The organism is Polaromonas glacialis (genome assembly GCF_000709345.1).
GTDB lineage: Bacteria > Pseudomonadota > Gammaproteobacteria > Burkholderiales > Burkholderiaceae_C > Polaromonas > Polaromonas glacialis.
In genome coordinates this window covers 653,532-674,984 of the sequence record NZ_KL448323.1, presented here as the reverse complement: position 1 = coordinate 674,984, position 21,453 = coordinate 653,532, and the positions used below count along the sequence as shown (strand labels likewise).

Annotated in this window: 18 protein-coding genes; 11 read left to right on the top strand and 7 right to left on the bottom strand. The window is 58.7% G+C overall.

What is annotated here, in order from left to right; genetic code table 11:
* Positions 1–6: 6 nt before the first annotated feature.
* From EC86_RS0103575 to EC86_RS0103550, 6 genes are all read right to left on the bottom strand, one after another.
* The gene (locus tag EC86_RS0103575) at positions 7–1,305 is read right to left on the bottom strand and encodes an NAD(P)/FAD-dependent oxidoreductase (RefSeq protein WP_036771788.1); all 1,299 of its coding nucleotides are present in this window, start codon (positions 1,303–1,305) and stop codon (positions 7–9) included.
* A complete protein-coding gene (locus EC86_RS0103570) occupies positions 1,302–2,060 on the bottom strand; it encodes a methyltransferase domain-containing protein (RefSeq protein WP_232229784.1) in 759 nt (252 codons plus the stop codon). The genes EC86_RS0103575 and EC86_RS0103570 overlap by 4 nt, the downstream gene beginning before the upstream one ends.
* Positions 2,057–3,121, bottom strand: coding sequence for a 3-oxoacyl-[acyl-carrier-protein] synthase III C-terminal domain-containing protein (locus tag EC86_RS0103565; RefSeq protein WP_029524321.1), 1,065 nt, complete (start codon positions 3,119–3,121; stop codon positions 2,057–2,059). The genes EC86_RS0103570 and EC86_RS0103565 overlap by 4 nt, the downstream gene beginning before the upstream one ends.
* A gap of 254 nt (positions 3,122–3,375) precedes the next feature.
* Entirely contained in the window at positions 3,376–4,803 is a 1,428-nt protein-coding gene (locus EC86_RS0103560; protein WP_156955208.1) for a hypothetical protein, read from the bottom strand.
* Between the two features lie 1,178 nt (positions 4,804–5,981).
* Positions 5,982–6,404 (bottom strand): acyl-CoA thioesterase, encoded by a 423-nt coding sequence (locus EC86_RS0103555; protein ID WP_029524319.1) that lies wholly within the window; start codon positions 6,402–6,404, stop codon positions 5,982–5,984.
* 23 nt (positions 6,405–6,427) lie between these two features.
* Complete coding sequence (locus tag EC86_RS0103550; RefSeq protein WP_029524318.1) at positions 6,428–7,330, bottom strand: DMT family transporter; 903 nt, start codon at positions 7,328–7,330, stop codon at positions 6,428–6,430.
* 233 nt (positions 7,331–7,563) lie between these two features.
* On the opposite strand from EC86_RS0103550, the gene EC86_RS0103545 reads away from it, so the two are divergent.
* The 11 genes from EC86_RS0103545 to EC86_RS27515 all read left to right on the top strand — a co-directional run bounded on the left by EC86_RS0103545 (position 7,564) and on the right by EC86_RS27515 (position 20,510).
* The gene (locus EC86_RS0103545; RefSeq protein WP_029524317.1) at positions 7,564–9,249 is read left to right on the top strand and encodes an electron transfer flavoprotein-ubiquinone oxidoreductase; all 1,686 of its coding nucleotides are present in this window, start codon (positions 7,564–7,566) and stop codon (positions 9,247–9,249) included.
* A gap of 284 nt (positions 9,250–9,533) precedes the next feature.
* Positions 9,534–9,896, top strand: coding sequence for a hypothetical protein (locus EC86_RS0103540; protein ID WP_029524316.1), 363 nt, complete (start codon positions 9,534–9,536; stop codon positions 9,894–9,896).
* Positions 9,893–11,422: a lipopolysaccharide biosynthesis protein gene (locus EC86_RS0103535; protein WP_029524315.1), complete on the top strand. Its 1,530-nt coding sequence runs from the start codon at positions 9,893–9,895 to the stop codon at positions 11,420–11,422. Before EC86_RS0103540 ends, EC86_RS0103535 begins: the two co-directional genes overlap by 4 nt.
* Before the next feature lie 11 nt (positions 11,423–11,433).
* The gene (locus EC86_RS0103530; RefSeq protein WP_029524314.1) at positions 11,434–12,921 is read left to right on the top strand and encodes an O-antigen ligase family protein; all 1,488 of its coding nucleotides are present in this window, start codon (positions 11,434–11,436) and stop codon (positions 12,919–12,921) included.
* Positions 12,918–13,892, top strand: coding sequence for a glycosyltransferase family 2 protein (locus EC86_RS26890; RefSeq protein ID WP_051675706.1), 975 nt, complete (start codon positions 12,918–12,920; stop codon positions 13,890–13,892). Before EC86_RS0103530 ends, EC86_RS26890 begins: the two co-directional genes overlap by 4 nt.
* Before the next feature lies 1 nt (position 13,893).
* On the top strand, positions 13,894–14,970 hold the full coding sequence (locus EC86_RS27525; RefSeq protein WP_084181502.1) for a glycosyltransferase family 2 protein: 1,077 nt from the start codon (positions 13,894–13,896) through the stop codon (positions 14,968–14,970).
* Between the two features lie 29 nt (positions 14,971–14,999).
* Positions 15,000–16,055 carry an acyltransferase family protein gene (locus EC86_RS0103510; protein ID WP_029524311.1) on the top strand — a complete coding sequence of 352 codons (1,056 nt, stop codon included), beginning with the start codon at positions 15,000–15,002 and terminating at the stop codon, positions 16,053–16,055.
* A 15-nt stretch (positions 16,056–16,070) separates the two neighbouring features.
* Positions 16,071–17,243 carry a glycosyltransferase family 4 protein gene (locus EC86_RS27520; protein WP_029524310.1) on the top strand — a complete coding sequence of 391 codons (1,173 nt, stop codon included), beginning with the start codon at positions 16,071–16,073 and terminating at the stop codon, positions 17,241–17,243.
* Positions 17,240–18,937: an FAD-dependent oxidoreductase gene (locus EC86_RS0103500; protein WP_029524309.1), complete on the top strand. Its 1,698-nt coding sequence runs from the start codon at positions 17,240–17,242 to the stop codon at positions 18,935–18,937. Before EC86_RS27520 ends, EC86_RS0103500 begins: the two co-directional genes overlap by 4 nt.
* A complete protein-coding gene (locus tag EC86_RS0103495) occupies positions 18,934–19,950 on the top strand; it encodes an NAD-dependent epimerase/dehydratase family protein (protein WP_051675705.1) in 1,017 nt (338 codons plus the stop codon). Before EC86_RS0103500 ends, EC86_RS0103495 begins: the two co-directional genes overlap by 4 nt.
* Positions 19,938–20,510, top strand: coding sequence for a serine acetyltransferase (locus EC86_RS27515; protein WP_084181144.1), 573 nt, complete (start codon positions 19,938–19,940; stop codon positions 20,508–20,510). The genes EC86_RS0103495 and EC86_RS27515 overlap by 13 nt, the downstream gene beginning before the upstream one ends.
* Positions 20,511–20,585: 75 nt before the next feature.
* Here the strand turns inward: EC86_RS27515 and EC86_RS0103485 are convergent, their stop codons facing one another.
* Entirely contained in the window at positions 20,586–21,392 is an 807-nt protein-coding gene (locus EC86_RS0103485) for a WecB/TagA/CpsF family glycosyltransferase (protein ID WP_036771779.1), read from the bottom strand.
* Positions 21,393–21,453: the final 61 nt, after the last annotated feature.

The window sequence follows — 21,453 nt, the reverse complement described above, 5'->3', positions numbered from 1 at the left end:
TTTGCTTTATCCAGGGTCAAGATGGGTGGAAGCCGCTGCAGCGGGCCTGGCGCATCGTGCGCTGGCGCCCGCTGCCAGCCAGCTGACGGTGGCCGGGCTGATCGCGCAGCGAACCTTGCCGCCCCGGCGCGCGCCCTGCGTCAGCAGCCCAGGCCAGCGGGCCAGCAGCCCCAGCCATGGCGATGTCAGGGCGGGCCGCATGGCCAGGTGGGCCAGGCCAGCGGCCAGTCGAAGGCGCGGCGCGAACTGCCGGCGCCATTCGGCCGCGTAGCGGCGGCGGACGCCGGATTGCCAGGCGGCGTTGGCCAAGCCGTCGCGCGGCACGGCCGGACGCAGCAGCTGCGCGCACAGCACCCAGGCCGACTGCATGGCCATGCTCATGCCTTCGCCGATGATGGGGTGCGCCTCGCCCGCCGCATTGCCGATGCGAAACAGGGCATCGCCCGCACGCAGTCTGATGCCCGGATCAATCGGCGCGGTGGCCAGCCAGGCGCCTTCGCGCTGCGCCGAACCGAGCGCCTCTGCAACACCGTGGCAGGCCTGTTTCAAATAGGCCTCGACCGCTTCGCCCGCGCTCAGGCCCGTGAACTGGCGGCGGCAGGCTTCCAGCCGGTCCTCGCGGATGCAGCAGGCCAGCGTGGTGATGCCCTGGTCGGCCAGCACCATGCCGCCGTAGCCGCCTTCGAACGACAGCACCGGCAGCAGGCCGGGCGCCAGCCGGGCATGGCGGAAATTGGCCTTGAAGGCAAACAGGTCGCCAGGCCGGCGCGCCAGACGCCGCTCAGCCCGGCCTGTGGGCAGCGGTTCCCAGGAGCCGTGCGCGGCAATCAGCACCGGCGCGTGCAGGCGCTCGCGGTGGTCCGAACCGATGGCGCGGATTTCGCACCAAGGGTCGCCCGCGCCGCCGTCGAGCGCCTGCACCGACCAAGGCTGCAGCACTACCGCGCCGCTGGCACGGGCCTGCGCCAGCAGCAGCGTGTCGAGCGTCTCGCGGCCCAGCGCCCTGCCCCAAGCGCGATTCGGCTGATCCGCCGCCGGCAGGTCGGCGATGAGCGTGCGCTGTCCGTGCATCAGCGCAAGCTGGCGCAGTTCCGGCCCGGCGCTGGCGTCGAATTCAGCGCCGATGCCCAGGGCATCGAGCAGCGGCAGGTTGCTGGCCGCCAGGCATTCGCCGCAGACCTTGCGGCGCGGAAAGCGCTGTTTTTCGACCAGCGCCACCGACCAGCCGGCCCGCGCCAGCAAGATGGCGGCGGTCGAGCCGGCCGGCCCCGCGCCGATGATGATGGCGTCGAAGCGGTTCTTCACAATGGCACTCCAGCGCCGCCCAGACCGCTTCGTTCGGCCAGAAAACAGTGGCTGAACAGGCCCGCCGGAGATTCGCTGACGGCCCAGAACGCCCGACCTCCCGGCCACAGCGCACTGAGTTCCTGGTCGCGGAAACCGGCATGGACACTGATCACGGCGTCCTGGCGCGTCACTGCATTGGCGCCCATCGCCCCGACCAGATGGCTGCCTGCCAGGGCGAGCCGCGCACGACGCGGCTCGCAGGCCAGAAATCGCCGGGCGCGCGATTCAATCGCCGCCAGCAGCGTGGCCAGCGCTGGGCCTTCGAAATGGTGCAGGAACAGGCTGGCGACGATGACATCCCAGCGCGCGCTCGGCTCACGCACGGCCGGCGAATGGCTCGACGCCCAGTCGAACACATCGATGACCTGCGTGCTGGCGGTCCAGCCCAGACGGGCATAGCCGTCAAGGGTTGCGGGGGTGACCAAGTCCTGCCGGTCGAGCAACGTGATTTCAACCGCCGGCCAGCGCGATCCCAGCGCGCGGGCGACGCCCAGCATCAGGCTGCCGTCGCCCGCGCCGAGTTCGAGCATGCGAAGTGGCGCTCCTGCGGGACGCGATGCCAGCAGTCGCTGGAGCGCCCGCGCCATGATGCCGCGCGTGCGCATGAGCCGGTGGATGCGCTGGAGGTCGTGGCGTGAGCGCATGGCCGCCGGGTCGTCTTCAGCCAGTCCGTCAAGCGTTTCGGCGGCAACGATCCGCGGCAGGGTCATCATGTGCCCTGGACTTCCAGCAATGCGCCGTGGCAGCTAAAGCCTGCGCCAAAGGACGACAGCCACCACCAGCCGCCAGGCGCATGGTCCTGCAGCGCGGCCTGCAGCACGAAATAGACAAAGGCACTGGACAGGTTGCCGTACTCGCGCAGCATGGCGGCGCTGTAGCGCAGGTCGGACGGCGCAAGTTCCAGGCGGCGCTCCAGCGCCAGCAGCACATCGCGGCCGCCCGCATGCATGATCCAGGCGCTGATGTCCTGGCGGCCCAGGCCTGCCCGATCAAGCACGGTGCCAAGTACCTGCTGCGCATGATCGGCCGCCAGCGCCGGCACTTCGCGCGTCAGGATGTTGCGCAGCATGCCGGCACGCTGCTCGAACTTCAGGGCATCGCGCCGGGAAGGCACCAGCAGCGACGCGCTGTCCTTCCATTCGACCTGCCGGCCGGCCGTGCCAGGCCTGCGCGACAGCACCGCCGCGCCGGCGCCGTCGCCGAACAGGCAGGCGCTGATCAGCACGCCGGGGTCGTTGTCGAGGTACATCGCGGCGCTGCTGACCTCGACGCAGACCGACAGCACCCGCTCGCAGGCACCCGATTTGAGCAGCGCAGCGCCCAGTTGCAGATTCGGCAGCGCCGCCGCGCAGCCCTGGCCGACCAGGTCGAAGGCCTGGACATCGGGCCGCAGGCCAAGCCGCTCGGCCACATGGCTTGAGAGGCCCGGGCACAGGTAGCCGGTGCAGGTGCTGACCACCACCGCATCCATGTCCTGCGCAAGGCATCCGGCGCTGGCCAGGGCGCGCGCCGCTGCCTCGGCGGCCAGCGCGGGCGCATGGTCCAGGAAACGTCTGTGGAGGGTGTCGGGGTCGATGCGGAACACATCGGCGAGTGAACCGACGGCCAGCCGGCGCGCTTCGATGCCGTTGTCGCGCTGCAGCACGGTGCGCGCCACCAAGTGCGCCCGGGCATCGAGCCTTTCAAACCATGCGGAATGCCGGAAAGCGTCCAGGCACTCGGCTTTCGTGTAGCGCAATGCAGGCGTGGCCGTTCCGATTCCGATAATAAACATGGGGCAGCGTGCCTTGTTGCTGGACAGGCAAGCAGGATACGACCTTTCGAAATTCTCCGGGAACCCATTGGGTGTCTCACGCGGTAGGACAGTGCCGCCAGGCGCATCGGCAACTGCGCAGGCGGGCCGTGATGATGGCCGCCAGGCCTGAAAGGGGGGTGCCCCAGACGTGATTCGGGGCTTCAGGCAATTGCTGCCTGAAGCCCCGAAGCCTGTCGATCAGATGCGGCTATTAATGCAAGAGCCTTCAATCCTTAGCAGGCATACCGGGACCAGAAATAGGTGCTGATGGTCGGGTTGTAGCCTGGGTTGGCGAAGTTGGCCTTGTACTTGTAGCCGTTTGAATAAGTCACCACGCTTCCTGCAGCATATTGCTTTCCCTGCGTCCAGGTCGAGCTGCTGCATGCCGGTGCAGGTGCCGGAGTTGGCGCCGGTGCGGGAACTGGTGCCGGCGCCGGGGCGGACGACACCGCGCAGATGTACTTGGACCAGAAGTAGGTGCTGATCGTCGGGTCATAGCCCGGATTGGCAACCTTGGCGAGGTACTGGCTGCCGTTTGAATAACTCACAATGCTGCCGGCAGCGTATTGTTTGCCCTGAACCCAGGCCGGGCTGCTGCACGCGGGGGCTGGCGTTGCCGGGGTCGTTGCCGCTGGTGTCGTCACAGTTGGTGCCGTCACAGCCGGCGTCGTTACCACCGGTGTTGTCGTTGGCGCAACAGAAGCACCGGCGGTCTTGAAGATGTTCAGGAACTGGTAGTTGGACTGCGCGACGCCACTGAACGAGCCCAGATCATTCGAGGCGTTCGAGGCTTGCGCCTGGTCGCGCTGAAATGACCAATAGGACAGCAGGCCGATTCCATTGGCCTTGACGAAATCGGCAATCGTTTTTGCATCCACCAGCGAGAAAGTCGAGCCGTCATCGTTCTTTCCGATCATCGGCGTCATTCCCATCATGGCGTGCAATTGCGCCTGGGTCTTGTTCGGATAAAGGGTCGCCATCTGGCTGACCGTGGCGCGGAAGGTCATGATGGAGGCCTGCGCCACCGTCGAAGGTACGACCATGGTCCTGAGGTTTTCAAGGCCAAAGCTCATGGTCATCACATTGACCATGCTGATCCGCACGCCTGCGGCGATGGTCGTCTTCAGCAGGTTCATCGAATTGGCATCGACACCGCGCAGCCAGCCTGGCAAGGTGAAGGACGTATAGAGATCAGGGTACTTGGCCTGAAGGCGGAGCAAGACACGCGTCCTGCGGGCGGAGCCTTCGACATCGAGCAACTGATGGCCCTCGACATCCCAGTCAATCCGGCGGCTTCCGGAATCGACGATCAGCTTGTCCAGCAGGTTGAACAGCTGGTTGTCGTCCTTGCAGGCAATCTCTGCATACACGCCGTTTTGTCCGCCGAACGAAATGATGAGCTGGCCACCTGCGCCGACATAAGTCCGCGCATCGGGGAGCTTGTTGAGCAAATCCTGGTCTAGCGCGCAACTTCCCTTGGTGATGGCGAACGCAAGCGTCGCACTGTCCAGCCCTGCGGCGCGCTTCGCCTCGGTCAGGGTGCCGCCGCTCCATGCATGGAAGTAGGGAGCGATTTCAAGCGCACTGGCTGACTGACCCAGGCTGAGCAAGACTGCAGCAGTTACAGCGCCGGCGATCTTTGAGAAGTTACGTTTTTGCATAAAAAATCCATTCAAATGTAAAAGTCGTCGGCATCCCACCGAACAAAAAACCAACTGAGCCGTTTGTTTTCACTTATTGAAGTGATTTCCATCTAGCAGCTGCGACCCTGACCACCTGGAAACCCACCAGGCTGAAGTGCCGGGTTTGTGAAAACACTGACTTAAGCTCAACACTTGACTGAATCGTAATAGGTACCCAACCGTTTATTGTTTACATGTTTTTTGGCAAATTTCTTAGTTTTGCCTACACAAAATGTAGGCAAAGTCTTACAAAAATCACGAATTTCGAAAAAATTTTTGATACCTCGGTGCTTTTCATGGGTTGTTGCGGGTTCGAAAATTCGACCGTCAAAAAGAAGAAATCAAGAGCGAAATGTAGTTCCATCGCGCAGGTTGAAACTGGCCGGCGCCTAGGAGAATCAAGCAAAAGCAGATGTTTTTAGAACATCCGCTTAAGTCGTTAATGGATACGCAAAATAACGTCAACTTGTAACTCAGTAACAAATTTTTATCTCATCAAAAAATCAACAATTAAATTTAATAAAACAACTTATTCATTGTTTTAATTAGTAACATTAATTTAATGGACTGAAACCATATAGTTACATTAAAACTTTTAGTTACTAATAATTGGTAAATTTTCAAAAAAATAGTCGATTTTTTTGAAATAAATCGACTTTCGTAAGAATTTGTATTGTTATTGCTGCTGTTTGTAGGGTAAAAAAACTCTCTCGTGTAGGCAAAAGCCGCCCCAGCCAAGCCCGTTGTGGGATCAAGAAATACAAAAAGGCAGGTTTTCGATCTGGCGGATGCAGTCGCTTGGGATCGCTGACTGGTTAGAAAAAGCCAGCAGTCTTCCTGGGAGGTCCCTGGAAATACCTATGCACGAGGGTGTGCGGGTGATATCGAAGGGGTCAGCCCATGTGGCGGATGACGGCAGTGCCTCCGCAGGCTATTGATCGATAGGGATGTGGGGTGCAGGCTGGCGCGGGACGGCCATAAGCGCGGCAAGCAGCACGCCATCAGCGAATGAGGCCATGCCAGATCGGTAATCAAGATACCTTGCCGCTTGCCGGGAAAGCAGCGAACAAAACAGGTCCACTACGGACCCATAGCTATTTTTTTGATAGCTGGTAGCACCCGTCCAGATTGCGGATATGGCACTTTTTATGCCTGAACTAGCCCTCGACTTGCTGGCGCATCCAGTCCGGCAGGGTCTTTGCCTTTTGCGCGGGGAAATCCACCCAGATGGTGGTCGCGCCACCGGCTGCACAGATGACGCCGGGTTGTTCCGCGCGTTCCATGGTGGCCCAGCTTTCAAAGGTCGTTCGGCCGGGGTCGCTGACATACATCTTGATCAGCACATCGCCAGGGTATTCGAGTTGCTTGTAGAAGTTGCAAAACGCATTGACGATTACCGGGCCTTCACCCTGCGGATCAGGCTGGCAGCCAATGGCATACATCCAGTCGATGCGGATGGTTTCCATGTAGCGAAAGTAGGTGCCATTGTTCAGGTGCCCCATGGCATCCATGTCGCCCCAACGGATGGCAATGCGCATTTCATGAACCAGTTTTTTCTTCTCGGGAATTTCAATTTTCATGATTCAGTCTGTTGTGAAAAGGCTCAGCGATGAGCCCTGATGGATGCCAGGATGCCGAAGGTAAACAGTGCGCAGGCGCCAAACTGCCCCGGCGTCGGCCAGTGGCCATCCCAGGCAAAAGAATACAGCAAGGCAAACAGCGTTTCGCTCACGATGAGCTGGCCGCACAGGCTGGCGCTGAGCCGCTGGCTGGCAACATTCCACAATATCGTCGCCAGCCAGGTCGAGCCAAAACCAGCCACAACGCACAGCAGCACAAATTGCATCGAGTCGCCGCGCGCAGCCACTGCCTGCATGCCGGAACCCGCGGCGATCCACATCAGCAGTGCCCCCAGGCCGGTGGCCACGCCCAGCCAGTTGGCCCAGTCGGTGGCGTTCACTTCAGGATGGCGCTTGAGCCAGGCGGAATTCAACAGCGCAAAGGCGGTCCAGCTCAGCAGCGACACCAGTGCGTAGCCCATCCCTCGCCAAAAATGCAGGCCTGCGCCATCGGACACGCCTGAGGTGGACGCCATCATGAGCAGCAGCCCGGCCCCTGTCAGCGCCAGGCCTGGCAGCAATGCGGACCAGCGCAGGCCGTGCGGCTTGCCCAGCAGCATGATCCACAGCGGAATCGTGCCGATAAGGAGCGAAGGCATTTCGGTACCGGCATCGCGAATCGCCACCACCAGAAGAAGGTAATAGCCGCTAAAGCCCAGCACGCTCATGCCGAGCGCGGCGCCCATCTGGCGCATCGTGGGCCAGCGCCGCCGGCCCAGGCCAAGCAGCATGCCGAGCACCGCCACCAGGCCATAAACCGCGAAGCGGCCGGAAGTCAGGTCCACCGAGGAATAGCCCCCCGCCCCCGCCGAAAGCATGCGCGGCGCCACAAAAACCAGGCCCCAGAGCGCGCCAGCTGCCAGGCCTGCCAGGATGCCGGTCAACATGCGCCTATGTTCGCCGTGGTGTGTGATGCGCCCGGCTTGCCGACGGCCTGCGCGGCAGGACAAGTGCCTGCGCCTGTTCGGCGCAGACCATAAAATTCATACCAAAAGTAAATAAAGATTCCCCGATGCAAGCAGTCCGTAAGCGAACAGTCGTTTGGCGCCTGTCTTCACAACATAAAATTGCACAGAGACACCCCAACCTTTCCTGAAATCATTATCAGCGAGTGCCCCCGATGAATAACCAAGAAATCCTGGCCCAGTTCGGCCCTAGAGAATCGATGGACTACGACGTGGTCGTGGTCGGCGGCGGCCCGGGCGGGCTGTCGGCGGCGATTCGCCTGAAGCAACTGGCGGCTGAAAAAGGCACGGAGCTGTCGGTGGTCGTGCTCGAAAAAGGCTCCGAGCCCGGCGCGCACATCCTGTCGGGCGCGGTCATGGACCCTAGAGCCCTCACCGAGCTGATCCCCGACTGGAAGGCGCTGGGCGCGCCCTTGACGCAGCCGGTCACGGCCGACGAAGTGCTGTTCCTGAGCGAGACCGGCGCGACCAAAACGCCGGCGTTCTTCGTGCCCGACTGCTTTCACAACGACGGCAACTTCGTCATCAGCCTGGGCAACGTCACGCGCTGGCTGGCGAGTCAAGCCGAAAGCCTGGGCGTGGAAATCTTTCCCGGCTTTGCCGCCGCCGAAGTGCTGTACAGCGACGACGGCTCTGTCCGGGGCGTGGCCACGGGCAACCTGGGCGTGGGCAAGGACGGCGAGCCCACGGAGAACTTTCAATTGGGCATGGAACTGCTGGGTAAGTACACGGTGTTTGCCGAAGGCGCGCGCGGCCACCTGGGCCGCCAGCTCATCAGCCGCTTCAAGCTGGACGAAGGCCGCGACCCACAGGCCTACGCGCTGGGCGTGAAGGAACTCTGGGAAATCGACCCCGCCAAGCACCAGCCGGGACTGGTCGTTCACACCGCCGGCTGGCCGATGACGAGCGACACCTACGGCGGCGGCTTTTTGTACCACCTCGATGGCAACCAGGTCACGCTGGGCTTTGTCACCGGGCTGGACTACAGCAATCCCTACCTGAGCCCCTTCGAGGAAATGCAGCGCTGGAAGACGCACCCGGCGATCCGCAAATACCTGGAGGGCGGCAAGCGCATCGGCTACGGCGCGCGGGCACTGACCGCCGGCGGCGCCTTGAGCCTGCCAAAAACCGTGTTTCCCGGCGGCGCGCTGATCGGCTGCGAGGCGGGTTATCTGAACGCGGCGCGCATCAAGGGCAGCCACGCGGCGATCAAGACGGGCATGCTGGCGGCCGAGGCGGCGTACGAAGCCGTGACGGCAGGCCGGCACCATGATGAACTGGGCAGCTACCCCGAGGCGTACGCAGCGAGCTGGCTGGCCAAAGAGCTGAACCAGTCGCGCAACTTCAAGTCGTGGTTCAAGAAGGGCCTGTACGTGGGCGCGTTGATGACGGGCGTCGAGCACTGGCTGCTGCCGCGCATCGGCGTGAAGAGCCCGCCGTGGACGATCCACCGTCACAAGCCCGATTACGCGATGCTCAGGCCGGCATCGGAGTGCCAGCCCATCGTTTACCCCAAGCCGGACAACAAGCTGACCTTTGACCGCCTCACGTCGGTGTTCATCAGCAACACCAACCACGAGGAGCACCAGCCCGCGCACCTGACGCTCAAGGACGCCAGCGTGCCGGTCAGCATCAACCTGGCCCGGTTCGCCGGCCCCGAGAGCCGCTACTGCCCGGCCGGGGTGTACGAATACGTCAAGAACGCCGACAACACAGACCGCCTGCAGATCAACGCGCAGAACTGCGTTCACTGCAAGACCTGCGACATCAAGGACCCGACGCAAAACATCGTCTGGGTCACCCCAGAGGGCGGCGGCGGGCCGAACTATTCGGGCATGTAGCGCTGGACTGGACGGGAGTTTGGACGTTCCCAACCGTCCCGGCAACCAGATACCCTTTTAAGCATCCCAAGCAAAAACCCCGGATCTTCCGGGGTTTTTCTTTGTAAAACACCGCAATAAAACTGCGCAGATGCAGCTTTATGTTTCCCAAAACCGTCGGTTTATATCCTGAAAATAGTTCGTGGGCCATTCGGACTATTGCAGATTAAAGCCTCGGCCAACAAACTTGAGCTTGTTCAAGTAATGGGAATTTCATGTGCAGAGCACCGTTTTCTATCGTATTCATGGCTGCCTTGCTCGGCGCATCATCGTCTGTGCCGGCGCACAAGGTGACGGCTGCCAGCATGGCCCCCGCAGCGGTTGCCAGCCTCAACGAGGCTTCCAGTCTTGAGCACCTGGGTACCGACAAGGCGACCCGATCAAACACGGTATTGACTCCCAGACAAAATCCGGCATCGAGCCAGATCATTTCGTCAGGCTATCGTGACGTGGATCGCATTGCGCCCAGTCCTGAATTTAGTTCCGCCGCAGGCCAGACCACACAGGTCAATTCCGGATGGCGCTACACAGCGGCAGTGCTGGGCACCCTGGCCATCATCGGTACCATCGCCGTTCGGCGACGCAAACCAGGAAAGCCCTGGGCATGAGCGGGCTCGGCCAGTCCGGCGTCACTGCGGTCAAATGGAGCGCCATCTCGACGCTGGCACGTTTTGTACTGCAGCTGGTTGCCCAGGTCATCCTGGCCAGAACCCTGGGTCCGGAGATATTCGGGATTTTTGCCATCGGCATGGTCGTGCTGACCTTTGCCACTTTCTTTTCAGGATTCGGCTTTAGCTGGAGCCTGCTTCAGCGCACCACGCTGTGTGACGAAGATGTGCGTTTTGCATGGACATGGCAACTGGTCGTTGGCCTGGTCACCACGCTGGGCGTCTATTTGCTGGCGCCAGCACTTGCCGATTACTTCAGGGAACCCAGGGCTCAATCGGTCATCGAGTGGCTTTCGGTTGCTTGTCTGCTTTCCGCCGCAGCTGCGCCTGCCACTTACCTGCTGCAGCGGGACCTTAACTTTCGGGCCGGCGGACTGATCCAGGTGGGCAGCTACATGGCCGGCTATATTGTCGTCGGCGTGCCGATGGCGATGTCAGGCTGGGGCGCCACATCACTGGTAGCTGCCTGGCTGGTTCAGGCGGCGGTGGTTCTGGTGGCGAGTTATGTCGCCAAGCCGCATGCGGTACGCCCTCTTTTCTGGTATGCCGGTGCAGCCTCCGCAGTCGGCACGGGCCGGGCGGTCTTCCTGACCAATATCGTCAACTGGATGCTGAACAACCTGGACCGGGTCATGATCGGCCGCCTGCTCAATGCGCAGGCACTGGGTCTGTACAACGTAGCCTATAACCTGGCAGCAATGCCCAACAACTTGCTGCTGGGCGCGTTGCAACCTGCATTTCTGGCGGCGGGCGCGCGCCTGCAAACTGAACTCGAGCGCATGGCCCGTGCCTATTTCCAGATGCTCGCGACGATTTTCGTTCTGGTGTTTCCGTTCTTTGTGTTTCTGGCGCTCGTGTCCAATGACGTGGTACACCTGCTGTATGGATCGAAATGGAGCGATGCCGGACCGGTCTTGAGCATTCTGTTCCTGAGCATGCCTGCCTATGTGATCTGGGGACTTTCCACGCCGGTTCTCTGGAATACTGGCCGCAAATATTACGAGTCGGTATTGCAGTTGCCCATTCTTGCCGTGGGCGCGCTGGGTTTTTACTTCTATGCGGACCAGGGAATTCAGGCCGCAGCGACAGTGGCGGCCCTGGTGCTGGTGCTGCGTGCATTGGTGATTGGCACGACTGCGTTTCGGGCGCTCAAGTTGAGCTGGATTGAATTGATGCCGAATGTGGGGCGTGGAATGATTCTCTGCGCCTTGTGCGCCATTGGCGTCAAGGCAGGTCAGGCGGCCGTATCGGATTACGAAATGCCGCTGCTCTCACTGGCAGCCAGCACGTTCATGGCTCTGTGCATGCTGGCATTGCTGCTGGTTGTTCGTCCCCAATTGCTGGGCGTTCAAAGCGCGACCATGGTGATCAGGTTTTTTCCAGGACTGGCTCAATTGTTGAGCCGGGCTGGTCCGGGCATTCAACGGGGTCCGATCATCGACCCTGCAAGCGAACAGCGTCTCTGAGGTCCGCTCCAATGCAAGAAACCATATCCCTCTTTATTTTGGTCGCGAGCGCCATCCTGGCGGCACTGGCGGCCGCCACCATGATGGTCGGCACCGTTCAGTTGACATCCCGCCGTTCCCATGGCTACCTGCACCTGATTTTTTACGCGATGGTCGTGATGGTGGCACTCAGTACGATTTTGTCAGGACGCGATTTGTCTGTCGTCAACTTCGATCTGGTGGAAGCGCCCGCAACGCCACGTCACCCGATCATGCGATGGACCCAGCCGCTGCTTTCGCTGTTGATGCTGACGGTCGCAGGCGAGCGGATTCTCAGCTATTGGTTCCGGCGCGATAAAACCGTGCATGCGCCTTTGGTGCTGCTGTTGAGTTACATCATTTTCTGGCTCGGCACCGTGGTGGCACCTGCATTGCTGGGCGCGCACCCTAATATCAGCCACGATTACGCCTACCCACTGGTCATTGGAACTGCAGCGGTACTGGTGACAGGCATTGAGCGCGACGTGGCATTCAAGGCCGCACGCAATGTGCTGTTTGTATTCATGGTGGCAAGCTTGCTGCTAATTCCGTTCAAGTCAGGCATGGTGCTGGAAACTACTTATTCGCAGGGCTTGCTGCCGGGCGTGCCACGCCTGGCTGGTCTGGCAGCGCATGCGGTCTCTCTGGCGATTTTGGCCCAACTCGGATTGATATGCCTGTTGACAATTCCTTATGAACAAAAGTGGCTGAATCGTCTCGCTTGGGGAGTCGGACTGACAGTGCTTTTTCTTGCTCAGTCCAAAACCACCTGGATTGCTTTTGTCCTCAGCTGGATGTGCTTTGTTGTTGTGCGGCAAGGTCCAAGCTTCTTGCGCCGTGTCGGTGACCCGGTTCGTCCGGAATTCGGTATCGTTTCCATTTTGATGGTGATGCTGGCGGTACTGGCCGTGGGCATGGTGTTGGTGTTTGGCGATCTGGGAACCCGCATCAACATCTTCTTCAACAGTGCCGAAGGCGCGCAGCTTGCGTCATTGACGGGACGGGACAAGATTTGGGCTATTGCCTATGACGAATGGCAACGCAATCCAATATTTGGTTATGGCCCCCTGATCTGGGAAACCGATTTCCGCAACAGCATTGGCATGCCCAACGCCACCCATGCACACAACCAGTTCATGGACACATTGTCCCGCTCAGGCATCGTGGGTGCAGTGTCACTGTTAATTTATGCATTGGTATTGATGGTTTTGTCCATGCGTTATGCACGTGACAGCAAAGGGCTGACGCTCGCACTCTTCGTTCTGCTAGCCATGCGCTCTGTCAGCGAGGTTCCGCTTTCCCTCTTTGGCTATGGCCCTGAATTTGTTGCCCACCTGCTCTTGCTGATGGCGCTTGCAGCAAGCGCCAGTGATATTCGCGTTCGATCATCACTGGCAATCCACGCACAAAAATATACCGGTGCATTGTCAAAATATCCTCCAGCAAGAAACCCGCTGAGTGCTGCCAGGACACGTGCATGAAGTTTTCCGTTGTTATTCCCCTCTACAACAAGGCGTCTTACATCTGCTGCACGGTGCAGTCGGTACTGGCCCAATCGTTTACGGATTTTGAGGTGATCGTGGTTGATGACGGCTCCAGCGATGGCGGTGCTGAATTGGTCAAGGTCATGACCGATCCTCGCATTCGCGTGGTGCACCAGACCAACGCCGGTGTTTCGGCAGCCCGAAACCGGGGCATCGCGATGGCGCGAGGCGAATGGATTGCGTTTCTTGATGCCGATGACTGGCATCATCCGCGGCATCTTGAATGTCTGCTGAACGCCCACAAAGCCTGGCCGGACACCGATGCGGTGGCTACCGATTTCATCCTGGTTGCCGATGCGCAGGGACCTTGGCCGCCTCCTTGGCCGACATGTGCCGAGGTTCCCGAGGTCGAACTCATCACGGATTTGCCACGCCGGTGGATGATCGGGCCGTCGCTGTGCAGCAGTTCCGTGGCGGTGCGAAGACAGCGTCTGCATCAGATGCAGCCATGCTTTCCACCTGGAGAATCACAGGCCGAAGATCTCGACTTCTGGTTCCGTCTGGGCGAGCAGACTTCAATTGCCTTGGCGCATGCGCCACTTGTGGCGTATCGCATCGATGTCGATGGAAGCCTGTCAGCCCGGCACATAGTGATCAAGATTCCCCGCTCCCTTCAACGTATGGAGGCTCGCGCTGAATCGGGAGTCCTGACGGCGGCGCAGCGCGAGTCCGCCTTGTGGTTCATTGCGCAGCACAAGTTGACACTGGCCCGTCTTGCACTGTCGTCGGGTGAGCGTGTTGAGGGTCTGAAATGGCTGATCAGGGGACGCCGTGCCGCCACCAGCAAACGCTGGTGGTTGACAGCCGCGATGGCCTGTTTCTGCCCGCAAGCGCTGGTGGCCAGTTGGGAGCAGTGGCGCACAAGCCGCAGGTACCTTCACACCAGCATCACGGATGGCGGACACTGATATGAAACCTGAAAATTTCTCCCAAAACTTTCCGGCAACTGACTGCCGGGTTTCAATCATCATCAAGTCGCTGAATGAAGAAAAGCGGATTTCAGCCGCCATAGAGAGCGCATTGCGTGCAGTTCGCAGAGTAGGCGGCGAGGTCATTCTGGCTGACTCGTGCTCGACGGACAGAACCGTCGAGCTGGCCCTGGCGTATCCCATACGCATTGTGAAGCTCGCCAATGCGGACGATCGCTGCTGCGGTGTCGGCCCGCAACTGGGTTACCAGCATTCGCATGGGGAGTTCGTCTATCTTCTCGACGGTGACATGCAGATGCTCGAAGGCTTTCTGGAAGTCGCGCTGGACTTCATGCTGGCACATCCCGATATCGCTGGCGTCGGAGGCCTGCTCGTTGAGCTGAACACCGAAAGCCTTGAATATATTGCCCGCAGTGCACAGACGCGCGCGCACGTGAAACCTGGCGCTGTAGACCGGCTCGACGGTGGCGGACTGTACCGGCGTAGCGCCATTGAAGCGGCGGGATACTTTTCCGACCGAAATCTGCACAGCTACGAAGAATTTGACCTGGCCATTCGGCTGCGCAGCCTGGGCTGGAAACTCTGGCGCCTTCCCATGGACGTCGTCCATCACATGGGACATGACGCACCACCCTACCACTTGCTGATGCGGCGCTGGAATACCCACTACCTTTGGGGTCTGGGGGAACTGGTCAGGGCTTCAGCGGGTCAGCTTCGACTGAAAATGGTACTTCAAGGCCTTCGCGAACTCTGGATTTACCTGGGCATCCTTGGATGGTGGGCGTTTTTGCTCAGCATTCCGTTCTGGCCGCTTTCTGGAATCACACGGCTGGTCTGGTTTGGCGCGTCACTGGCCGCGCCGCTTGCCCTGATGATCTGGCGCAAGCGTTCTTTCTCCAAGGCACTCTACAGCGTCGTTTCCTGGTGCTTTAACGCTGCGGGCTTGGTGCGAGGTGTTCTAAGGCCACGACGTCCGGCCAGCGCACCTATACCGAGCTTGGTTCTCAGAGAGCCACGCGGCTTGTCATCTCTTTCAACGCCAAGTGTTCCGCATTGAGGCGGCACCTTCAATCACCAAGGCCATGCATGCCTGCCAAGCAATTTATCGGCGTTCAGATACTCAGGTTTGTCGCAGCCATGCTGGTCGTGGTGATGCACACTACCGAAGCCATCTCGGTTCGAATCACCGGTGCCGGGCCGGATCATTACTGGAGCGGTGGTGCTTTTGGGGTAGACATCTTTTTTGTCATCAGCGGGTTCGTGATGGCCATGTCAACTGCGAGGTTGCCAGCAGGCAATCAAACACACCTGCAGGCTGCCTGGATTTTTTTGAAGCGACGTCTTCTACGAATTGCGCCACTCTACTGGTTTTACACACTGCTGAAGGTGGCTCTGGTACTGATATTGCCAAGCCTGGCATTGAGGTCTTCGAATGATACCGGGCATCTTTTCGCTTCCCTGCTTTTTATTCCTGTCATCAGTCCATGGGGGCTTGTGCAGCCAGTACTGCCTGTAGGCTGGACGCTGAATTTCGAAATGCTGTTTTATGTGGTGTTTGCCATCGGCATAGCCTTGGGAGCTGCGCGTATCAAGTTTTGCTTTCTTGTTTTCTTGCTGATCTTTGCGGTCGCGCAAATTTTTCCCGAGTCAGTCGCATTGAATTTTTATGGCAAGTCCTTGCTCTTTGAGTTCATCCTCGGCATGGGCATTGCACACCTGTACTTGAACTATCCACCTGTGCCGCCAAAAATAGCCTTGGTCGCGGCAATTGCCGGAACCATGCTCATATTAGGAATCAACTGGGTTGATCCAGTTGACAGGTTTTCAACATGGGAAGTCGGAGCGGGTCTCTGTGTGCTTGTCGCTGTGTGGATCGAACCGTGGATCGCCCGCCTTCGCTTGGCATCCCGGTTGTCCTTTTTGGGTGACTCGTCTTACTCGATTTATCTTTCGCACACCTTTGTAGTTCCTTTTGGCGTGTTGATACTGAAAAAACTGGGGTTTCAGGAAAGCCTGATCATCATCCCGGTCATCTGTCTGGCCGTGATTGCAGGGGGTTGCCTCTCCTATGTATTGATCGAATCGCCAATGACCAGTTACTTCAAGCGAGCCTTTTTTAAAAAACCAAGTTTTTCTCTATAAGGCTTCCTGGCAAAGATGCAAATCGAATCAATGCAACGCGCAGTTTTTCGTGAACAAACGGGCAATTACATTTATATTGCCTGCCCCTGGACACCCAAGGGGGGAGGCATGTTCAAGGTCGCGGATTATCTGATTCAAGCACAGGACCATAGCGCTCCTGATGCGGCTGCATTGCGGCCGCTCGATACACGCGGCGGGGGAAGTGCGCTTTATTCTTTCTGGATTCTGGCTACGGCTCTGGCGAAGCTGGCGCGCGGCCGATTCAGCGGACAGTTGGCAGGCGTTCATGTCAACATGGCCGAGCGCCTGAGCCTGTTTCGAAAAAGTGCGGTCGTGGTGATATGCCGAGCGCTTGGCATTCCGGTGGTGCTGCATCTTCATGCCGCGCAACTGCACCACTTCTACCGCAAATTGCCAAGTCCCCTGCAGGGTCTCACACGCTGGGTGTTTTCACTTCCCGCCACCTGCCTGGTGCTTGGGGGCGAAGCGCATCGCTTTGTCACCGAGGAGTTGCGGGTTCCCGGCAATCGCGTGGAGGTCATGATCAATGGGGTTCCCGAGCCTAGCCACGATAGGCGCAAAGCAGGCGATAGTCCGGTGCAGCGAGTGCTTTTTCTTGGTAACCTGTCAGAGCGCAAGGGTGTTTCAGACCTGTTGCAGGCGCTTGCATTGCCAGGATTTGACATGGCCCGGCTTGAAGTCACGCTTGCTGGCGGAGGTGATATCGCGGCCTACCAGGCAGCAGCGCTTCAGCTTGGCATTGGCGGCTTTGTACGTTTTGCAGGCTGGTCGGATCAGCATCAGGTTTCGCAACTGATGGCGCAAACCGATGTCTTGGTCTTGCCTTCGTATGACGAAGGCTTGCCTCTGGTGATCCTTGAAGCGCTGGCCAATGGCGTCGCTGTCGTGTGTACCCCGGTGGGTGAAATACCGGCCGTTCTCAGCCATGGCGTGACCGCCTGCTTTGTCCAGCCCGGCGATGCCGCCGGGATCGCGGCTGGGCTGCAGCGCATCCTGAATGACCCGGTATTCAGGCAGACGCTTGAACACAATGGACGCAAGCTTTATGAAGAGAAATTTTCCCTCAACCAATTTTTTGTCAGCCTGGCAAGAATTCATCAACGCCACTTTGGCGCGGCAGGTCAAGTGCGCAGAGACAGCCAGTTGACTAAAAAGGACGCTCCATGATCGCCAATGCCGACAGTATTCCCAACGGGGCATGCCTTCAGGCAGATGTCTGCGTCATAGGCGCTGGTCCTGCAGGCATAGCGCTTGCGCTGGACCTTTCGGAACGCGGATTTTCAGTCCTGATGCTGGAGTCAGGGTTCATGAAGGAAGACAGCAAGACACAGCAGCTCTATGAGGGCGAGGTTGCGGATGACAGACTCCACAGCCCGCCCGACAAATACCGTCAGCGCCGTTTCGGCGGCTCCACCGCCATATGGGGGGGGCGCTGCATGCCCTTCGATCCTATCGATTTTGAAACCCGCGACCATGTGCCCCACAGCGGATGGCCCATTTCTTACGATGACTTGCTGCCTTACTACCCCCGTGCCAATGAGTTGTCGGAAGCGGGCCGTTTCAGCTACCGCGCAGAAGATGCGCTCGGGTCGAATGCGCTGCCACTCATTCGCGGTTTTGACAGCCAGCGCGTTCTTACCAATGGGCTGGAGCGCTTTTCCTGCCCGACCCACTTTGGCAGCCGTTATGAGAAGCAGCTTCGCCTGTCACCTCATGTCAAGGTATTGCTGGGGGCAAATTGCACAGGCATTCGACTGCAGCCGCAGGGCAATGAGGTTCGCACTGTCGAGGTGACCACACTCGCAGGCACTCGCTTTTCAGCAACATGCCGTGCCACCGTACTGGCCGTTGGCGGCCTTGAAACGGCCCGTCTGCTGCTGGCTTCGCGGGACGTCGCACCGCAAGGTATCGGTAATTTTCATGACGTGGTGGGTCGCTACTACATGTGCCACATGGCGGGCAATGTTGGCCGGCTCACAATTCCAGGTTCCACGCAGAACGTGCGGCATGGTTATGAGTTAGCGCCCGAGGGAATCTATTGCCGTCGCAGGCTGGCGGTGGCGCCTGCCGAACAGCGACGCCTGGGACTGGCCAATGCAGTGGCTCGACTTCATTTTCCACGCATCACGGACCCGGTCCACCATAACGGAGTGCTTTCAGGGCTCTTTCTGGCGCGCAGGCTGATCAGCTACGAGTATGGCAAACGACTCAATGACGGCAGCAGTACAACAACGGCGGCAGACTACGCTCGACATCTACTCAATGTGGCAACGGACCCTGTAGACACCACGGCTTTCCTGATGCACTGGCTTAGTCACCGCTCGCTTGCTGAACGAAAGTATCCATCGGTTATCTTGAGAAATCGCACCAACCGATTCAGCCTGGAAATGCATGGAGAGCAAATTCCGCAGGCGCAGAGCCGGGTCATGCTCGGCGATAAAGTCGATGCCCTTGGCATGCCGCAACTTCGTGTTGACTGGCGATACAGCCCAGCAGACATCGACTCGATACGCGGCACCCTGGACGTGCTGTCGCAGGAGTTTGCAGCGAGTGGCGTCGCGCGGTTCGAGTACGATGCCGAAAGCCTGGAAGAAGACCTGACACGCTTTGGCGCTTACGGCGGCCACCATATAGGCACCACACGAATGGGCACTGACGAGCGTACCAGCGTCGTCAATGCCCAATGCCAGGTCCATTCAGTCAATAACCTCTTCGTCGCTGGTAGCGCCGTTTTCCCCACTTCAAGTCAGGCCAACCCGACACTCACACTCATCGCCCTGTCACTCCGGCTTGGTCACACTCTGGCGCAAAGACTCGGCACGCCTCACCCGGCAACGGCCATCGTGGAGGAATTCGCATGAATGTACTTGTATTGGGAGGCTCTGGCCACATTGGCAAGCGGCTGCTCGAAACACTGGCGGGCGCTTCGGGTGACAGGCCAACCGGAGCGTCACGAGGGTTTGCAGTATCCCCTGCACAAGGGGTGGACTGGATAAAGCTCGACACCTGCAACGTCTCCAAGTTGACGACTGCCCTGCGAGGCTTTGACGCCATCGTGAACTGCGTCGCAGGCGACGCCCGATCTATTTCACAAGGAACCCAGGCGCTGACAGAAGCTGCACGGCAGGCAGGAAATCCGCGCATCATCCACCTCAGCACCATGTCGGTGTACGGTCCGGTGGAAGGCAATGTCCGGGAAGACGCGCCGCTCAACACTGAACTGGGCTGGTATGGGCGTGCCAAGTGTGAGGCCGAACACCACATTGGCGACTATGTGCGCCAGGGGGGCGAAGCCGTGGTGCTGCGGCCAGGATGCGTATTTGGACCGGGCAGTGAACTTTGGGTAGGGCGAATAGCCCGCTGGTTGCAGGCCGGGCGGATAGGCGATCTGGGCGTGGGTGGCGATGGCTGGTCCAATCTGGTTCATGTGGACGATGTCTGTCAGGCTGCAGTGGCGGCTCTTCGGTTGCCGGTCAAGCCAAGGGAATTACCGGTCTTCAATCTGGCGGCCCCTGACAGTCCACGCTGGAATACTTATTTTGTAGATTTGGCATTAGCGCTGCAGCTCACCCCCGTCAGGCGGATCAGGCGGCGTCAACTCCAGTTAGATCGCTGGCTGGCCAGCCCGCCACTCAAGCTTGCACAAATGCTGTCAAAGCGCTTTCAATGGCCTGCATCAGCATTGCCTGATTACATGCCACCCGGATTGATGGACCTCTGGGCACAGCATATCCACCTTGATGCGACTCAGGCAAGCCATCGGCTTGGGCTAGTCTGGACCACGTATGCTGCAGGCTTGCAAAGTTCGGCTGCATGGGTCGGTGAGCATGATGCTTGTCTACACCTGAAAGAGCGTGCGGCATGCATGCGTTGAAAGCAGATACCCATCGTTTATTTGGACGCTTTAACTGGTTGTTGATAGCCAGGGCCATGGTGTCGAATCAGGCATTTTTTGTCTTGGCCACGGTACGTTTTTGCCAGTGGGCCCAGTGCCAGTCGTTTGTTTGGCGCAAACTTTTTCTGCTCCCGGCAAGACTCCTGCACCTGCTGGCAGGTGTCATTTCAGGCATTGAACTCCCTTGGAGGACAGTGATAAGGCCAGGACTGGCCCTGACCCATGGACGAGGCATCGTGGTCAATGTGAATGCGTCCATAGGAAGTAATGTGACGCTTTTTCACGGTGTCACATTAGGCCAGCGCGACTCTATCGCCAAAGATGGAACCAGAAAAACCATCTATCCAGTCATCGAAGACGACGTGTGGATCGGGCCACATGCCATCGTCGTAGGCGTGAGAATCGGCAAGGGCAGCCGGATCGCAGGTGGCGCCTATGTTTTTGAAGATGTACCACCCCATTGTGTGGTGGTTGGCAACCCCGGAAAGATTGTCAAAACCGATTGCACTCCAGATGTTGCCAATCGCTGGGAAGCCTGATGGATTTTCCAAATCAATCCGGACTTCTGGCAGTAAACAGAAGACTATTGCAATTTTTTAACCGCTCAAAAACCATCATTTGAAAGCAGAGGTGGAATTTTTCACTTGCCTTTTAATAACCGGCCGTCCCAAACGCCGGTCGAAGGCAGGGAAGACCATTGCACGTGCCAGAAAAACCAGATTGCCAATCACGTAGCGCTGAAAGAGCCTTCGTGGCTCCATTTGCAAACGGAACAGCCATTCCATGCCACTTTGACGCATCCACAAAGGCGCTCTTGATGTTTTGCCACCCCAAAAATCAATGATCGCACCGCCACAAATGATCAGGCATGGGAAAGTAAGCCTTGATCGTAATGCGATGGCGACCTCTTCCTGCCGGGGCATGCCCATGCCCAAGACAATCAATGCCGGGCGGCATTCAGCAGCTAGCGAGATGTAGGCATTGTCATCAAGAAAGCCGTCTGCGCGTACACAACTGCTTTGAGGTGCAAGGTTCTTTTGAACAAACTCAACGCCGGATTCCAGATAAGGCTCTTGGGTACCCAAAAAGGCAATACAGTGGCCATTAAATTGACTAACCGCATCTGGAATCAAGTCGGTACCGTTGAGATTAAGACCTGGCGGAATGTTCAGCTGGTTAAAAAGGGTTTCCATACCTGAACCATCACGAAGTACGATGTCGGTAGCACAAAGCGACTCAAAAAAATATTCGGATTTGGCGAGCAAATTCATTGCATGCGCATTGGCAAACGCCAGAATCACAGGCTTGTCCGGGTGGCATAGTCTTTCAAGCAATCCTTGCCTGTCGCCAAGCGTGTGTATTCTTTCGATTTTTCGAACCAGTTTCGACCAACGCAATTTCCAACCTTTGCCACGCTCCATGAAAATCCCTAACCAGACATAGTATTAAAAATGCGCGTCGCAATGAAACCGTTTTATAACT

What these genes read in the sequence shown, in the direction of transcription:
- EC86_RS0103570 (WP_232229784.1), bottom strand. Translation starts at nt 2,060, where the DNA reads ATGATGACCCTGCCGCGGATCGTTGCCGCCGAAACGCTTGACGGACTG.
- EC86_RS0103565 (WP_029524321.1), bottom strand. Translation starts at nt 3,121, where the DNA reads ATGTTTATTATCGGAATCGGAACGGCCACGCCTGCATTGCGCTACACG.
- EC86_RS0103560 (WP_156955208.1), bottom strand. Translation starts at nt 4,803, where the DNA reads ATGCAAAAACGTAACTTCTCAAAGATCGCCGGCGCTGTAACTGCTGCA.
- EC86_RS0103555 (WP_029524319.1), bottom strand. Translation starts at nt 6,404, where the DNA reads ATGAAAATTGAAATTCCCGAGAAGAAAAAACTGGTTCATGAAATGCGC.
- EC86_RS0103550 (WP_029524318.1), bottom strand. Translation starts at nt 7,330, where the DNA reads ATGTTGACCGGCATCCTGGCAGGCCTGGCAGCTGGCGCGCTCTGGGGC.
- EC86_RS0103545 (WP_029524317.1), top strand. Translation starts at nt 7,564, where the DNA reads ATGAATAACCAAGAAATCCTGGCCCAGTTCGGCCCTAGAGAATCGATG.
- EC86_RS0103540 (WP_029524316.1), top strand. Translation starts at nt 9,534, where the DNA reads ATGGCTGCCTTGCTCGGCGCATCATCGTCTGTGCCGGCGCACAAGGTG.
- EC86_RS0103535 (WP_029524315.1), top strand. Translation starts at nt 9,893, where the DNA reads ATGAGCGGGCTCGGCCAGTCCGGCGTCACTGCGGTCAAATGGAGCGCC.
- EC86_RS0103530 (WP_029524314.1), top strand. Translation starts at nt 11,434, where the DNA reads ATGCAAGAAACCATATCCCTCTTTATTTTGGTCGCGAGCGCCATCCTG.
- EC86_RS26890 (WP_051675706.1), top strand. Translation starts at nt 12,918, where the DNA reads ATGAAGTTTTCCGTTGTTATTCCCCTCTACAACAAGGCGTCTTACATC.
- EC86_RS27525 (WP_084181502.1), top strand. Translation starts at nt 13,894, where the DNA reads ATGAAACCTGAAAATTTCTCCCAAAACTTTCCGGCAACTGACTGCCGG.
- EC86_RS0103510 (WP_029524311.1), top strand. Translation starts at nt 15,000, where the DNA reads ATGCCTGCCAAGCAATTTATCGGCGTTCAGATACTCAGGTTTGTCGCA.
- EC86_RS27520 (WP_029524310.1), top strand. Translation starts at nt 16,071, where the DNA reads ATGCAAATCGAATCAATGCAACGCGCAGTTTTTCGTGAACAAACGGGC.
- EC86_RS0103500 (WP_029524309.1), top strand. Translation starts at nt 17,240, where the DNA reads ATGATCGCCAATGCCGACAGTATTCCCAACGGGGCATGCCTTCAGGCA.
- EC86_RS0103495 (WP_051675705.1), top strand. Translation starts at nt 18,934, where the DNA reads ATGAATGTACTTGTATTGGGAGGCTCTGGCCACATTGGCAAGCGGCTG.
- EC86_RS27515 (WP_084181144.1), top strand. Translation starts at nt 19,938, where the DNA reads ATGCATGCGTTGAAAGCAGATACCCATCGTTTATTTGGACGCTTTAAC.
- EC86_RS0103485 (WP_036771779.1), bottom strand. Translation starts at nt 21,392, where the DNA reads ATGGAGCGTGGCAAAGGTTGGAAATTGCGTTGGTCGAAACTGGTTCGA.